This is a genomic window from Streptomyces sp. NPDC058000 (assembly GCF_042886435.1).
In the GTDB taxonomy this organism is placed as follows: domain Bacteria; phylum Actinomycetota; class Actinomycetes; order Streptomycetales; family Streptomycetaceae; genus Streptomyces.
The window spans coordinates 248352-262395 of sequence record NZ_JBHVQS010000001.1; the positions used below are offsets into that span (position 1 = coordinate 248352).

At 72.0% G+C, this 14044-nt stretch carries 12 protein-coding genes and 2 tRNA genes; 2 read left to right on the plus strand and 12 right to left on the minus strand.

The features are described from left to right. Nucleotides 1-41: 41 nt before the first annotated feature. Both ACFVT2_RS01240 and ACFVT2_RS01245 read right to left on the minus strand, forming a co-directional pair. A complete protein-coding gene (locus ACFVT2_RS01240; RefSeq protein ID WP_390010698.1) occupies nt 42-1604 on the minus strand; it encodes a sensor histidine kinase in 1563 nt (520 codons plus the stop codon). 207 nt (nt 1605-1811) lie between these two features. Further along, nucleotides 1812-2513, minus strand: coding sequence for a response regulator transcription factor (locus tag ACFVT2_RS01245; protein WP_390011209.1), 702 nt, complete (start codon nt 2511-2513; stop codon nt 1812-1814). A 285-nt stretch (nt 2514-2798) separates the two neighbouring features. Between ACFVT2_RS01245 and ACFVT2_RS01250 the strand changes: the two genes are divergently transcribed. After that, the gene (locus ACFVT2_RS01250) at nt 2799-3398 is read left to right on the plus strand and encodes an NADPH-dependent FMN reductase (RefSeq protein WP_390010700.1); all 600 of its coding nucleotides are present in this window, start codon (nt 2799-2801) and stop codon (nt 3396-3398) included. 119 nt (nt 3399-3517) lie between these two features. Here ACFVT2_RS01250 and ACFVT2_RS01255 read toward each other — a convergent pair whose 3' ends face one another. The 3 genes from ACFVT2_RS01255 to ACFVT2_RS01265 all read right to left on the minus strand — a co-directional run bounded on the left by ACFVT2_RS01255 (nt 3518) and on the right by ACFVT2_RS01265 (nt 6636). Next, nucleotides 3518-4411: an amidohydrolase family protein gene (locus ACFVT2_RS01255; protein WP_390010702.1), complete on the minus strand. Its 894-nt coding sequence runs from the start codon at nt 4409-4411 to the stop codon at nt 3518-3520. Nucleotides 4412-4489: 78 nt separating this feature from the next. Beyond that, nucleotides 4490-5350, minus strand: a complete 861-nt coding sequence (locus ACFVT2_RS01260; RefSeq protein WP_390011211.1) for a DUF2797 domain-containing protein — start codon at nt 5348-5350, stop codon at nt 4490-4492. A 227-nt stretch (nt 5351-5577) separates the two neighbouring features. After that, nucleotides 5578-6636 carry a GlxA family transcriptional regulator gene (locus ACFVT2_RS01265; RefSeq protein WP_390010704.1) on the minus strand — a complete coding sequence of 353 codons (1059 nt, stop codon included), beginning with the start codon at nt 6634-6636 and terminating at the stop codon, nt 5578-5580. A 239-nt stretch (nt 6637-6875) separates the two neighbouring features. Here ACFVT2_RS01265 and ACFVT2_RS01270 point away from each other — a divergent pair, with 239 nt between their 5' ends. Next, nucleotides 6876-7277, plus strand: a complete 402-nt coding sequence (locus tag ACFVT2_RS01270) for a hypothetical protein (RefSeq protein WP_390011213.1) — start codon at nt 6876-6878, stop codon at nt 7275-7277. Nucleotides 7278-7444: 167 nt separating this feature from the next. Here ACFVT2_RS01270 and ACFVT2_RS01275 read toward each other — a convergent pair whose 3' ends face one another. The 7 genes from ACFVT2_RS01275 to ACFVT2_RS01305 form a co-directional block, all read right to left on the minus strand. Continuing rightward, the gene (locus tag ACFVT2_RS01275; protein WP_390010706.1) at nt 7445-8671 is read right to left on the minus strand and encodes a cytochrome P450; all 1227 of its coding nucleotides are present in this window, start codon (nt 8669-8671) and stop codon (nt 7445-7447) included. A gap of 182 nt (nt 8672-8853) precedes the next feature. Next, on the minus strand, nt 8854-9699 hold the full coding sequence (locus ACFVT2_RS01280; protein ID WP_390010707.1) for a DUF4097 domain-containing protein: 846 nt from the start codon (nt 9697-9699) through the stop codon (nt 8854-8856). A 111-nt stretch (nt 9700-9810) separates the two neighbouring features. Beyond that, entirely contained in the window at nt 9811-10329 is a 519-nt protein-coding gene (locus tag ACFVT2_RS01285; protein ID WP_390010708.1) for a hypothetical protein, read from the minus strand. Between the two features lie 1238 nt (nt 10330-11567). Next, nucleotides 11568-11640 (minus strand) — tRNA-Arg (locus ACFVT2_RS01290). Between the two features lie 133 nt (nt 11641-11773). Next, nucleotides 11774-12451, minus strand: a complete 678-nt coding sequence (locus ACFVT2_RS01295) for an HD domain-containing protein (protein WP_390010710.1) — start codon at nt 12449-12451, stop codon at nt 11774-11776. A gap of 94 nt (nt 12452-12545) precedes the next feature. Then, on the minus strand, nt 12546-13562 hold the full coding sequence (locus ACFVT2_RS01300; RefSeq protein ID WP_390010712.1) for a GlxA family transcriptional regulator: 1017 nt from the start codon (nt 13560-13562) through the stop codon (nt 12546-12548). 120 nt (nt 13563-13682) lie between these two features. Further along, a tRNA-Ser gene (locus tag ACFVT2_RS01305) sits at nt 13683-13773 on the minus strand. Between the last annotated feature and the right edge of the window lie 271 nt (nt 13774-14044).

Sequence of the window (14044 nt, forward strand, 5' to 3'; positions counted from 1 at the left end):
TGGTGAAGCTGTGCGCGGGCTGTGAGATCGGCGGCCGTGCCCTACGCGGGCGCCCGCCCGGCCCCCGGCAGCGTCACCGTGAACACCGTCCGCCCCGGGACGCTCGCCACCGCCACCGTCCCGCCGTGCGCGGCCACCACCGCCTGCACGATGGCCAGCCCCAGCCCCGTACTGCCCCCGCTCCGACCGCTCCCCGCGGTCCGCGAACGGGACGCGTCGCCCCGCGCGAACCGCTCGAAGACGTGCGGCAACAACGCGGCCGGAATCCCGGGCCCGTCGTCCTGGACCTCCAACTGCACCGCGTCCCGCACCGCGCCCAAAGGACCCGACGCCACCGGCACTGACCCCACGGGCGCCGACCCCACCGGCCCCGCCCCCGCACCACCCGAGCGCTCCGCCCCCGGCCCCACCCCACTCGGCCATGGCCGCCGGACGGTCCGCACCCGGGCGGTCACCGTCGTCCCCTCCGGCGTGTGCGTCCGCGCGTTGGCCAGCAGATTGACCAGGATCTGGTGCAGCCGGTCGGCATCCCCGCGCACCAGCGCGGGCGCGTCGGTTCCGGCGGCCGGCAGTTCCAGACGCCAGCGGTGGTCGGGGCCGGCCGCCCGCGCATCGCTCACCGCATCCACCACCAGCGGCGAGAGATCGACCGTCTCGTACGAGAGCGGACGCCCGGAATCGAGCCGGGCGAGCAGCAGCAGGTCCTCCACCAGGCCGGTCATCCGCTCCGCCTCGGACTCGATCCGCCCCAGCGCATGCCGGGTCTCCGGACCGGGCCGCTCCTGCCCGCGCCGGGTCAGCTCGGCATAGCCCCGGATCGACGCCAGCGGCGTCCGCAGCTCATGACTGGCATCGGCGACGAACCGCCGCACCCGCGTCTCGCTCTCCTGACGCGCCGAGAGCGCCGATCCCACATGCCCCAGCATGCGGTTGAGCGCCGCCCCGACCTGCCCCACCTCCGTACGGGCATCCGCCTCGGCCGCCGGCACCCGCACGTGCAGCGCCACCTCGCCCTGATGGAGCGGGAGTTCGGACACCCGGGTCGCGGTCGAGGCGACCCGCCGCAACGGCCGCAGCGCGATCCCGACCATGGCCGAGCCCGCGATCCCGGCCGCGACCAGCCCGGCGAGCGTCACACAGCACTCGATGAGCACCAGCCGCCCGACCGTGTCGTTCACGTCGTTGAGCGGCATCCCCAGCACCAGCATGCCGTCCCCGGCGTACTGCATCCGGTACGAGCCGAGCCCGGGCAGATCCATACTGTGCGGCTTGCCGTCCCGGGGCACCCCGTCCAGCACGGTGAGCTGGTCCGTACTCAGCAAGGTCAGCCGCTCGGACGGCAGCCGGCTCGTCGAACGGTTCATCCGCGCACCACCGTCGAGCCGCCCACTGGGCCCGACCCGCGCCCCCACCGACCCGAAGGGCTGGCCGGGCATCGCCACGAACTCCAGCCCCTGGTCCCGCAACGGATCGTGCGGCCGCGGCGCCTCCGCCCGCGTGATGCCTTCGATCAGCTGACGGTCCAACTGCCCCTGCAAATACGAATGCAGCGCGATCGCGGTAACCGTGCTGATCACCGCCCCCACGACGGCGATCAGCGCCACCGCCGACACCACCAACCGCGTCCGCAGCGTCCAGCGCCGCCGCCCACCCGACCCGAAAACACCAAAACCGAAACGGGACCGGGCAGGGGTACCAGTACGGGAACGGGAACCGGAAGGGGAATCAGCCGGGGAATCGGAAGAGGAATCGGAACCGGGGCGGGAATCGAACCCGGGGGTCGCCGCGACCACGGAGGAGCCCACGGCCCGCTACCCGGCCGGCTTGATCAGATAGCCCGCGCCCCGCCGGGTGTGGATCATCGGCTCCCGCCCGGCGTCGATCTTCCGCCTCAGATACGAGATGTACAGCTCGACGACATTGGCCTGCCCGCCGAAGTCATAGCTCCACACCCGGTCCAGAATCTGCGTCTTGCTGAGCACCCGCCGCGGATTCCGCATCAGATAGCGCAGCAACTCGAATTCCGTCGCGGTCAGATGGATGTCCTGGCCGTCCCGCCACACCTCATGGCTGTCCTCGTCCAGCACCAGACCGCCCACGGTCAGCAGCGACTCACTACGCAGGGCGGCCGCACCCGCCCGCCGCAGCAGCCCGCGCAGCCGGGCCACCACCTCCTCCAGACTGAACGGCTTGGTGACGTAGTCGTCGCCGCCCGCCGTCAGCCCGGCGATCCGGTCCTCGACCGCGTCCTTGGCGGTCAGGAACAGCACCGGCACGTCCGGCACCTCGTTCCGCAGCCGGCCGAGGACGGTCAGCCCGTCCATGTCCGGCAGCATCACATCGAGCACCACCGCGTCCGGCCGCCAGCTCCTGGCGCACCGCAGCGCGCCCGCGCCGTCGCCCTCCGCCCGGATGTCCCAGCCCTCGTAACGCAGTGCCAGCGACAGCAGATCCGCGAGCGAGGACTCGTCGTCCACGACCAGAACCCGCACCGGACTGCCGTCCGCCCGCAACAACTCCGGCTGCCGGCCAGTCCCCTGCCCGGGCGTCTTACCGGCCGCCCTCCTGGAGGACGAGCCCGCGGCCGGCGCACGGTACGAAGCTGAGGACGTCGACGAAGTCAGGGTCATGCCAGGCAGCCTGACCTGGGCCTCTGAAAGCTCCCTTGCCGGTTCCTGTGAATCTCCTGAGAATCTTCCCTCCCTTCGGTCAAGGCCGCGGCCACCCGACGGGGCGCGCCCGCCGCTCCCCCTCGCCCCATCGCTCCCGCCCCACCACGCCCCCGTAACGTCACCCCCATGACCCGACTCCTGGCCGTTTCCGGCAGTCTCCGCGCCCGCTCCACCAACGGCGCCGTCCTGCGCTCCGCCCTGGAACTCTTCGACGGCCCCACCGCCACCGCGGACATCGGCGCGCTCCCGCACTTCAACCCGGACCTGGACGGCGAGGGCGCCACCCCGCCCGCCCCCGTCGGCGCCCTGCGCACCGCCGTCGCCGGCGCCGACGTCCTGCTCATCGTCAGCCCCGAGTACGCCCACGGCGTCCCCGGCGTCCTCAAGAACGCCCTCGACTGGCTGGTCAGCAGCGGCGAATGCGTCGACAAGCCGGTCGCCGTGATCACCGCCTCCCCGTTCCCCACCGGCGGCGACCACGCCAACGCCCAACTCCGCGAAACCCTGCGCATGATGACCGGCCAGGTCGTCGCGGACGCCTGCCGGGAAATCCCCGCCATCGGCCCGAAGATCGACCCCGCCACCGAACGCGTCACCGACGGGCCCACCCTCGCCGACCTCCGCACCGCCATGACCCACCTGGCCACCGCGACCACCAAATCCACCGAAGCCACGGAACCCGCCGAAGCCACCGAAGCCACCGCGGACGCCCCCACCGCCCCATAACGGGAACCGGAACGCGAACCGAAGCCGAAGCCGGAACGGAAGCCGGAGCCGGAGCCGGAACCCCCGCCCGCCCAGTCCCCTCAGCCCCGCCCGCCCCACCCGCCGGCTTCTCCCGCCGCCTACTCCAGCCCGAACAACCGCGCCCCGTTCCCGTAACAGACGCCCCGCAGCCACTCCTCCCCCAACTCCAGCCGCGCCAGCACCTCCAGTGCGTGCGCGTACCCGTACGGCATGTTGGGGAAGTCGCTCCCGAACAGCACCCGGTCGCCCACGTCCAGCAGACGCCCCCGCTCCGCCCTCGGGAACGGCGCGGCCTGCTCGACGAAATCCGTGAAGACCATCGTGGTGTCCAGGCACACCCGGGGATAGCGCGCCGCCAGCTCCAGGAAGTCGACGTACTCCGGCATCCCCATGTGCGCGACGACCAGCCGCAACCGGGGGTGCCGGGCCAGCACCCGGGCGATCGGATCCGGCCCGGTGTGCTTGGCCGCGACCGGCCCCGATCCGCAGTGCGCGACCACCGGAACCCCGGCCTCCGCCAGGAGGCCCCACACCGGGTCCAGCACCGCGTCCGCCGGGTCGTACCCGCCCACCTGCACGTGCGCCTTGAAGACCCGTGCCCCGCCGGCCAGTTCGTCCGCCACGTACTCCGCGACCCCGTCCTCCGGGAAGAACGTCGCGGTCCGCAGGCAGTCCGGCGTACGGGCCGCGAAGTCCGCCGCCCAGCCGTTCAGCCAACGCGCCATACCGGGCTTGTGCGGATAGATCATCGACGTGAACGCCCGCACCCCGAAGCCCCGCAGCACCGCCAACCGCTCGTCCTCCTCGTAGCGGTACGCGATCGGCCAGCGGCGCCCCACCAGCGGCCCGGCGGCGTCGAAATACGCCCAGACCTTCGCCATCACCCGCTCGGGCATGAAGTGCGTGTGCACATCGATCAGCCCCGGCAGCCCCAGCTCCCGCCAGAACTCCCCGACCCGCCCGTCCCCGTCCACCACAACACGCCCTGCCATACGCCCTCCCACACACCCACTCGCACGCCCACTCAGGCGCCCGCCCCATCAGCGCCCCACACAACCCCCACCCGCCCCTCAAAACAACCCTTCCTGCTCCCCTCCCCGCTGCCCTCCCCGCTGCCGGTCCGCCTCCGCGGCCCTCCGCACCGGTACCGTCGTCACCCGCCCCCGGGCTACCTCCAGCACCCACCCGGACAACACCCGCGCATCCATGACGGCGATCACCCCGCCCTCGCCGCCCCCGTCAGCCGCCCCTTCACCGGCCAACCGCAGATACACATCCGCCCCCGCCCCGGCCACGACCTCGCCCACGACCTCCGCCCCGGCGATCAGCCCGCCCAGCTCCGCGACCCCGCCCGCCGGAACCCGCGCCAGCCCGAACAGCTCCGTGTGATCCGCGCACGCGAAATCCACCGGCGCCAGCGATTCCGGCCATCCTTCCAACTCCCGTGCCGCACCGTGCAGTTCGGCCAACTCGGCGGCCCGCTCCGACACCGGAGGCAACGCCCCGCGCGCCGCCCGCTTCGCCTCCTTCGCGAACCGGTCCGGAACCCCCAGCGCGCTCCCCAACAGCGCCTCCGCCCGCCGCGCCGCCATCAGCGGCCCGCGCCCCAGCCAGGCGTACGCCACCGCCCCCTGCTCCACCAGCCGCGCCGCGCCGCGCTCCGCGGCCGTGATCCCCACCTTGACCAGACCGGGCCCGAAGTACGCCAGATAGACGCCGTACGGACGCGGATCATCGGCCATGGTGTCCGCCGCCACCGACCGCGACCGGTCCAGCTGCGCACACCGCGGGCACTGGTCCTTCACTCCCTCGCCGTCCAGCACCGCGCCGTACGGGCAGACGAGCCACCGCCCGGCCCGCCGCACCCCCAGGCACCGCCGCTCCCCGACCGCCGCGAACGCCAGCGCCTTCCCCGGCGGCAGCAGGCTCACCCGCTCGGCGCCCCGCTCCGCGCAGTACCAACCGAGCCGCTGGCCGAACCGCCCCGCCGGCCTGGCCCCCGGCCCGCCGCCCGACCACCGCGGTCCCGTACAACGCCACACACCGTCAGCGTACGACCGCCCACTGACAACGCCCCGGCCCCGCACCCGCCACCCGGACCACACCATCGGGCCCACCGAGCCCACCAGCACCGATACCGGCACCGGCACCGGCACCGCTACCCCACAGCCTCCAGAGCCTCCGCCGCCGTCATCGCCCCCACCCCCCGGAACGTGCTCCGATAGGCCCGCGGCGACACCCCCAGCGCCACCTGGAAGTGCTGCCGCAGCGACGCCGCCGTCCCGAACCCCGCGTCCGCCGCGACCCGATCCACCGTCAGCGCCGTCTCCTCCAGCAACTGCCGGGCCCGCTCGATCCGTTGCTGCGTCAGCCACTGCACCGGCGACAGCCCCACCTCCTCCCGGAACCGCCGGGTGAAGGTCCGTACGCTCATCGACTCCCGGGCCGCCAGTTCCCGCAGGCTCAGCGGCCGGTCCAGGTGCTCCAGCGCCCAGGCCCGCGCCGCCCCCGTCGACGACACCTGCGGCTCCGGTACCGGCCGCCGCACGTACTGCGCCTGCCCACCCTCCCGGTGCGGCGGCACCACCGTCCGCCGCGCCACGTCGTTGGCCACCGCCGCCCCGTGATCGCACCGCACCATGTGCAGGCAGAGATCGACCCCGGAGGCGACCCCGGCCGCCGTCAGCACGTCCCCCTCGTCGGTGTACAGCACATCGGCGTCCAGCTCGACCTGCGGGAACAGCCGCCGGAAGTCCTCCACCGACCGCCAGTGCGTGGTGGCCCGCCGCCCGTCCAGCAGCCCGGCCGCGGCCAGGACGAACGCCCCCGTGCAGATCGACGCGATCCGGGTCCCCGGCCGGATCCGGGCCAGGGCGTCGGCCATCGGCGGGCTCAGCCGCCCCTCCCGCTGCCCGGTCCCCGGGTCGTAGTCCATCCCGGACGCCGGCAGCACGACCGTGTCCGCGGTCTCCAACGCCTCCGGACCGTGCGGCACGTTGACCGTGAAATCGGCGTCGGTGCGCACCTCCCCCGGCTCCAGCGCGCACGTCACCACCTCGTACAGCTCCTCGCCGGACGCCGTCCTGGCCTCCCCGAAGATCCGGTGCACGATCCCCACTTCGATGGGCAGCATCCCCGGCCGCACCAACACCGCCACCCGGTGCCGCCGCCGTTCGTCCCGGTCCGCCTCCCGCTCGCCCACTCCCACCCGCTCCATGGCCCGATCCTTGCACGCCATGACCATCAGGCCACTCGTCCGCCGTCCGCCCCACCCCGTACCCACAGCAGACGTACCCCCAGGCCCTACCGCCCCAGTCCCCGTACGGGCAGCAGCAGTACCAGCAACGGCCCGGCGCCCACCAGCAGCAGCCGGCCGCACCCGCGGGGCCGGGCCCAGGCATCCCCGCCCCCGCCGACTGGGTACGCCGCTACGGGGCGTCGGCGATCGACGGACTGCTGTTCGCCGGCGCCGCGGCCCTGGTCGCCCTCGCCGCCCGCAACAACGTCCGGCAGGTCCTCGCGCTCATCCCCTGCGCGGCCTTCGGGCTCTCCTTCATCAACCACGTCCTGCTGACCCGCATCGTCGGCGCCAGCATCGGCAAGCTCCTCACGCACTCCCGCGTGATCCGGGTGACGGACGACAGCCGCCCCCATTTGCCCCGGTTGTTCCGGTTGTTCCGCCGCTGGCTGGTCGGATTCCTCCATCTGGCGATCTCGTGGATCGTCGAGTGGTGGCGCAACATGTACCGCGGCAACCGGGCCGTGTACCGGCACGCCGAGCTCTCCGCCGACTCCTGCGGCATCCGCCTCGTGCGCTACATCGACCTCCACGCGGCCGGCTCGCCGCAGACCCGATAGGGGACCGCCCAGGGACCGACACCGGTCCGACGACCCGGCCCCGGACCCGACCCCGATCCGGCCCCAACGCCCCAGGCACCGACCGGCCCCCACCGCCCGCACACCTCAGAGGCCCCGCCGATTCCTCGACGGGGCCTCTGACCTGCTGTGACGCTCGACCGACGGTTCTACCGGGCCGTTTCCGTCCAGGTGACCGGCAGCGCGTGCACGCCGTAGATGTTCATGTCGGTCTTGAGCTTCACCTCGCCGACGGGGACAGCGAGCTCAAGGGTCGGGAAGCGACGCAGCAGTCCGTCGAACCCGACGCGCATCTCGATGCGGGCCAGTTGCTGGCCGAGGCACTGGTGGACGCCGTGGCCGAAGGAGAGGTGACCGCGGGCCTTGCGGTGGACGTCGAGGGTGTCGGGGTTGTCGAAGCGCCGGGGGTCGTGGTTGGCGGCCAGCAACGACACGATGACGGTCGACCCCTTGGTGATGGTTTCACCGCCGAGTTCGATGTCCTCCGCGGCGTAGCGGTAGAAGGTGTCGCCAACGGCCAGGTAGCGCAGGAGTTCCTCGACGGCATCGGGCAGCAGGTCCGGGTCGGCGCGCAGTTCGGCCAGCTGCTCGGGGTGCTCCAGGAGCGCGAAGGCGCCCAGCGCCAGCATGTTGGCGGTGGTCTCGTGGCCCGCGAGCAGCAGCAGGAAGGCGATGCCGGTCAGTTCCTCGGTGCTGAGGTCGTCCTGGCGGGCCAGGTCGGACAGGATGTCCTCGCCGGGTTCGGCCCGCTTGCCCATGATCAGTTCGGCCAGGTACGCGGTTATCGCGCCGTACGCGGCCATCTTGTCGTCGAGGTTCACCTCCTTCTCCATGAACTTGGCGGAGTTGGCCTGGAAGTTCTCCCGGTCCGCGTAGGGGACACCGAGCAGTTCGCAGATCACCAGCGAGGGCGCCGGCAGCGCGAACTCCTTGACCAGGTCGACCGGCGGGGTCAGCCGCGCCATCTTGTCGAGTTGCTGCTCGGTGATCTCGCTGATGCGCTCTTCGAGCTGCTTCATGCGTTTGACGGTGAAGGCGCCGGTGAGCTTGCGCCGCAGCCGGGAGTGGTCCGGCGGGTCCATGCTGATGAACAGGCCCGGCACCTGCGGAGACGGCTCGGTGGCTTCGGGCATGCCGGGGGTCTCGAACGGCACGTGGAGGATGCCGATGTCCTGGCGGGAGCTGAACCGGGTGTCGGCCATCAGCTGGCGGACCGCGTCGTAGCCGGTGACCAGCCAGCCCTCGTGACCATCGGGGAAGACCAGGGGGCTGACCGGGCGCGCCTCGCGCAGCCGGGTGATGCGGCGGGGCGGGTCGAAGGGGCTCGCGTCGCGCTCCATCGGGAGGCCGTGCGGGATGGGATCGGTGTCACTCATCGGTTTTCCTCTCGTGGCGGTTGGTGCGGCCGGACGACGGCGGATGGCTGCGGACGCCGCGCCCGACTTAGCGTGGACTTAGCGTGGGCATGACAGAAGAACCCATGGGGCCCTCCCGCTCAATGGCCGAAGTAGCAAGAGAATGGGGCGAGTTGAGAAGAATACGAGAGGCGCGGGGGCGCTCAGGGCTTGGCGCGCCGGACGTCGATGTTGCCGTGCCGGGTACGGGCGCGGACCTCGACGGTGTCCTCGGCCTCCTCCGGGGACTCGGACGCGGTGAGCGTGTTGCGCACCTGGCCGGAGCCCGAGCTGACGTCGAGCCAGGCGGCCGTACCCTCGCGGATACCGACCTCGATGGCCCCGTAGGAGGTCTCCAACTGGACGGTGCCACGGACCACTTCGGCCACCCGCAGGGTGCCGTGCGCGGTGGTCGCGGTGACCGAGTCCTCTGCGCGCAGGATGTCGATGTCGCCGTTGGCGCCGCTCACCCGCAGCTTCCCGGTCGCGGCGCCGACGGTCGTGGTGCCGTGCGAGTTCTTCAGGGTCGCGGGTCCGTCGACGAGGCCGACCCGCAGACTGCCGGAGCTGGTGCTGATCTCGGCCATGCCCTCGACGCGGTCCACACTGATCGAGCCGTGCGACGCGGTCAGCTGCAACGGCCCGGTCGCGTCCAGGCGCACATCACCCGAAGAGGTCTTCACCCGGACCTCGCCGAGCCGGCCCTCGCCGAGCACCTGGGCCCAGGCACCGGTCATGTCGATGCGTGAGCCCGCGGGCAGGTCGACCGTCACATCGACGGTGCCGGTGCGCCCGAGCAGATACCGCTGCTTGGGCGTCCGGACGGTCAGAACACCGCTCGCGTACGTCACCTGGGTCTGCTCGGCATCCCGTACGTCCGCATCCCGCTGCGGATCGCGGGGCCGCGCCTCGACGACCGTGTCGAGACGGTCGCCCGCGGTGAACTGGATGGAACCGGCGTCCACGTGCGCCGTGACCGAGATCGGTTCGGGAGTGTCGAAAGAAGGCATGGCTGTCCCGTCCTCTTGGGTCTCATGATCGCCCCCGCTGGTGGGGACGTGGTGCGGGTGAAGTGGCGTGAGTGAACTGGCGTGGCTGAACTGGCGCGAGTTCGGGCGCGGCTAGCGCACCCAGCCCTTGAAGTTCTGTCCGACGGTGCGGGCCTTCTCCGTCGTACGCGGCCGCGTACCGTCGTCGACCGCGGCTGACACGGCGCGCACCAGCCACGCATTGACCGACAGGCCCTCGCGGTTCGCGGCCTCCTCGGCACGCGCCTTGAGGCGGGCCGGCAGCCGCAGATTGACGCGGGCGGTGCCACCGTCGTCGCCGTCCGCGGGGGGCGGCGTCGCAAGCGGTTCAACGGGCGCGGCCGCCGCTTCCGACTGGCCACTGTCACCGGGCGGCAGCGTCACCACGAAGTCGGGGTCCAGCCCACGCAGCCGTACGTCGACCGAACCGGGGGCGAGCTCGCGGGTGATCTCGTCCATCGCGGCGGAGAGCACCCTGAGCATGGTCAGACGGGTCGCCGACTCCAGAGGAGCAGTGAGCCGCTCGGCCAGCTCACGGGCATCTTCCCCGCCGGCTTCGGCAGCCACCGCGAGTTCGCGCCGCAGAGTGTCAACATACGGAGTGAGGTCCATGACGCCATAGTGGCACCACCATGACGCCACACGCAACCACGAATGGCACCCAGCCTGGCGCAAACTTCAGAACACCACCCCTGACCTGCCAAAAGACAAAGAAACCAACCCGCCCCATCGCAGCACCACCCCCACTCACCCCCACTCACGCCCTCCCGAAAGCCCGAATGAACACCACCCGACACCACATGGCACCACCCGCCACCACGCGCCGCCACACGACGCCACTCGCCACCACAAGAGACCAACCCACCCCCACCCAAGCCCAATTACTGACGGCCCTCGGGAACCCGACCCCCTGGACACCCCACGCCTGACGGGAACCACCCACGAGCCTCACAAAGAAGCCTGAGCCACCAGAGCAGACCGCCCGCACTCCACGTTCCACCGCGTCCACGACGCACCAAGGACCAACGGCAACGCACCGAACACCAACACCGACACCGACGACACCGCGGCCGGCACCACAGCCGCCACCCCGGTCAATCTCCCCTGCCCCCAGGCTCGTTGCTCGCGGGCACCGGCAGACCACGGGCCGAGTGCTGCTCGCCCACAAACCTCCCGCTCACCCCGAGGTGTTGCCCGCATGCCCTCGCGGACCTCATAGAGCACCACATTGGCGCTGATCGTGGCACGGACCTTGCTGATGCAATCCGCGTACGCATCGAACTTCTTCTCATCCCACCGAACGCGCCGAGTCTCTTACCGTTTGCTCCGCTCCGCCAAGTAATTCGTGACATACGTCGCCAATGCCCCAAGCAGCACGGCAGCGATCGTCACCAACTGCGTGAGTGCATCCGCCCTGTCCGCCCCTGGCCCGTTCCAACGTCGGTCAAGCCCTTGAACCTATGCCCGGCTTCAGCACTGAACACGACACCGGCACAACGCCCCGCCCTCACCAACCTCACCCACCCCGGCACCCCTCCCACCACTGCCCTGCCCTGCCCTGCCCGACAGCACTACCGCTTGGCCCCAGCCAGGCACCCTCGCCCCACATCAGCCGCTCAGAGATGCTGCGCCCTGCCGCGTCCCCGGCCTCCACGACTGGCGGCGACCACCCCTGCCCGCCCGCCGCACCCAGCACGACACCAGGCACAGCCATCCGCCCGGCACCATGAACCGCACCAGCCCCCACACCGACCGACCGACCCGGTTGCCGTACTCCACTGCCGCACTTCACCGCCCCACGACACGACAAAGCCCCCGCCCGGATTACCCGGCGGGGGCTTTGACTGCTGTGCGCTCGGCAGGATTCGAACCTGCAACCTTCTGATCCGTAGTCAGATGCTCTATCCGTTAAGCTACGAGCGCTTGGCTTTCCGGCGGTTTTTCTTGCCGGTCGGCGTTGCGGGAACAACATTACATGACCTGCGCCGTTAGGCGAAATCTGATTGCCGCACCCCTACTGACCTGCGGAAATGACCGTGAGCTCGCGAGTGAGGGGTCAGGCCGGCCAGGGCGACTCCTCGATGATCCGGACGAAGTTCGGGCGGGTGTAGTCCGCTTCGAAGCGCTCCAGGACGTCCGCCTTCACGTTGCCGAAGGTGGCCTGGGGGCGGTGGGCCAGTCCGGCGTGGAAAGCGCGCAGGATGCGGGGCTTGAAGTCGGGGCGGGGGTGGGCGGCGACGACGGCCTCGCGGGTCTCCGGGGGCAGGGTGTCGTAGCCGATGCCGAGGACGTCGAGTTCGACGCCGGCCGTGACGAGGGCGACCTCCGGGGCCATGTGATGCGGGATCTCCGGGGTGGTGTGCAGGGCGATGCCCTCCCAGACGAGGCGGGCGCGGTCCTCGGGGATGCCGCGGGCGGTCAGGAAGGCGCGGGCCTCGTCGGCGCCGTCGATCTCGAAGCGCTGCTGGGAGGTGCGGAACTTCTCGGTGAGGCCGAGGTCGTGGAAGAGGGCGCCTACGTAGAGCAGCTCGGGGTCGAAGGTCAGATGGTGCCGGTGGCCGTGGTGGGCGCCGAAGAGGTAGACGCGGTGCGAGTGGTGGTAGATCAGGTCGTCGGTGACGTCGCGGACCAGTTCGGTGGCCTCGCGGGCCAGCCGGCTGTCCGGGACGGGGATCCCGGCGAGGGAGCGGGAGGAAGAGGAGGAGGGGGAGGAAGGGGTGTTGTTGGGGGTCATGGGGGAAGGGTGGCGCGGCGGGGGTGGTCGGCGCCCGGTGTGTGCGGGCCAGGTGGCCCACAGATGGGGACATGCGGGGGCGCGCCGGCGGCGGTCAGCGGGTGGTGGTGTGGAAGCGGGAGCGGTAGGCGGAGGGGGTCACGCCCAGGCGGCGGAGGAAGAGGCGGCGGAGGGATTCGTCGCTGCCGATGCCGGTGCGGCGGGCGGCGGCGGTGACCGTCTCGCCGTTCGCGAGGAGGGTCTGGGCGGCCTCCAGGCGTACCGCCTCGACGTGGCCGGCCGGGGTGGTGCCGGTGTGTTCGCGGAAGAGCCGGGTGAGGTGGCGGGGGCTGACGCCGGCCCGGGCGGCGAGCGCGGTGTTGGAGTGGTCGGCGGCCGGGTCGGCGGCGATCCCGTCCAGGAGGGCGCGCAGCGCGTCGTGGCGGGGTCGCGGCGTGCGGGCGGGTACCGAGAACTGTGACTGGCCGCCCGGCCGCTGCATGAAGACGACCAGGTCGCGGGCGACCTCGCGGGCCAGGTCGGGGCCCTCGTCGGCCTCCACCAGGGCCAGTGCGAGGTCGATGCCGGCCGAGACCCCGGCGGAGGTGAAGAACTCGCCGTCCCGGACGTAGAGCGCGTCCGGGTCGACGGTGAGGGTGGGGTGGCGGGCGGCGAGGGTGGCGGTGTGGCGCCAGTGGGTGGTGGCCCGCCGCCCGTCGAGCAGTCCGGCCCCGGCCAGCGCGAACGCCCCGGCGCAGACCGAGGCGACCCGGCGGGAGCGCCCGGCGAGGGTGCGTACGGAGTCCAGCAGGCCGGGAGGAAACCGGCCCCGGGTGAGTTCCTCGGCTCCGGGGACGAGGACGGTGTCCACCGGGCGGCCGGCGACATCCGAGACCGCCGCGTCGACGACCAGGCGGGTGCCCGAGGCGGTGGTGACGGTCCGGCCGTCGGGGGAGCAGATGTGGATCGTGTAGTGGCCGCCGAGGCGGGCGGCGGCGCTGAAGACCTCCAACGGGCCGGTGATGTCGAGCAGTCGGGCGCCTTCGAAGGCCAGCATCACGAGGGTGCGGGAAGCGGGGCCGGGCCGCTCGGGCGCGGACCGGGGCGGGGGCGACGGCCTCGGCAGGGACATGACGGGCAGCGTAGGCGGCGCGGGCGGCGGGCGGCCGGAGCCGGCCCCGGCCCGGTGGCGGTCGCGGGGCAAAAAAATCGAGCCCGGTCGTGATCGACCGGGCCCGGGGTGATGCAAGAGCGGAGGCGGAGGGATTTGAACCCTCGATGGGTGTTAAAACCCAAACCGCATTAGCAGTGCGGCGCCATAGACCGGACTAGGCGACGCCTCCACACACCTGACGCGCGTGAGCGCGATGTGGCGTGACCAGATGATGACACAGCTCGGTGGCCTGTCACCAATCGCCCCCTACGGTACTCGGCCCGCGGGCCACCCGGCAAAGACGTTCCTGCGGCGCAACGTCGCGGGCGGCGGGGCGTTAACGAGTCGGGGCGGCACGGACGCACGCGTGTCGTGCGCCCCCGGCGTGTACGGACCGCGTGCCGCCGAGCCGTCCCGCGCGGGCCGGTGCCGCGCCTCGCGGACCGCCCGCCCTCGCCCTC

Coding starts and splice junctions, on each gene's coding strand:
- ACFVT2_RS01250 (WP_390010700.1), top strand. CDS start 2,799: ATGACCCGACTCCTGGCCGTTTCCGGCAGTCTCCGCGCCCGCTCCACC.
- ACFVT2_RS01255 (WP_390010702.1), bottom strand. CDS start 4,411: ATGGCAGGGCGTGTTGTGGTGGACGGGGACGGGCGGGTCGGGGAGTTC.
- ACFVT2_RS01265 (WP_390010704.1), bottom strand. CDS start 6,636: ATGGAGCGGGTGGGAGTGGGCGAGCGGGAGGCGGACCGGGACGAACGG.
- ACFVT2_RS01275 (WP_390010706.1), bottom strand. CDS start 8,671: ATGAGTGACACCGATCCCATCCCGCACGGCCTCCCGATGGAGCGCGAC.
- ACFVT2_RS01280 (WP_390010707.1), bottom strand. CDS start 9,699: ATGCCTTCTTTCGACACTCCCGAACCGATCTCGGTCACGGCGCACGTG.
- ACFVT2_RS01285 (WP_390010708.1), bottom strand. CDS start 10,329: ATGGACCTCACTCCGTATGTTGACACTCTGCGGCGCGAACTCGCGGTG.
- ACFVT2_RS01295 (WP_390010710.1), bottom strand. CDS start 12,451: ATGACCCCCAACAACACCCCTTCCTCCCCCTCCTCCTCTTCCTCCCGC.
- ACFVT2_RS01300 (WP_390010712.1), bottom strand. CDS start 13,562: ATGTCCCTGCCGAGGCCGTCGCCCCCGCCCCGGTCCGCGCCCGAGCGG.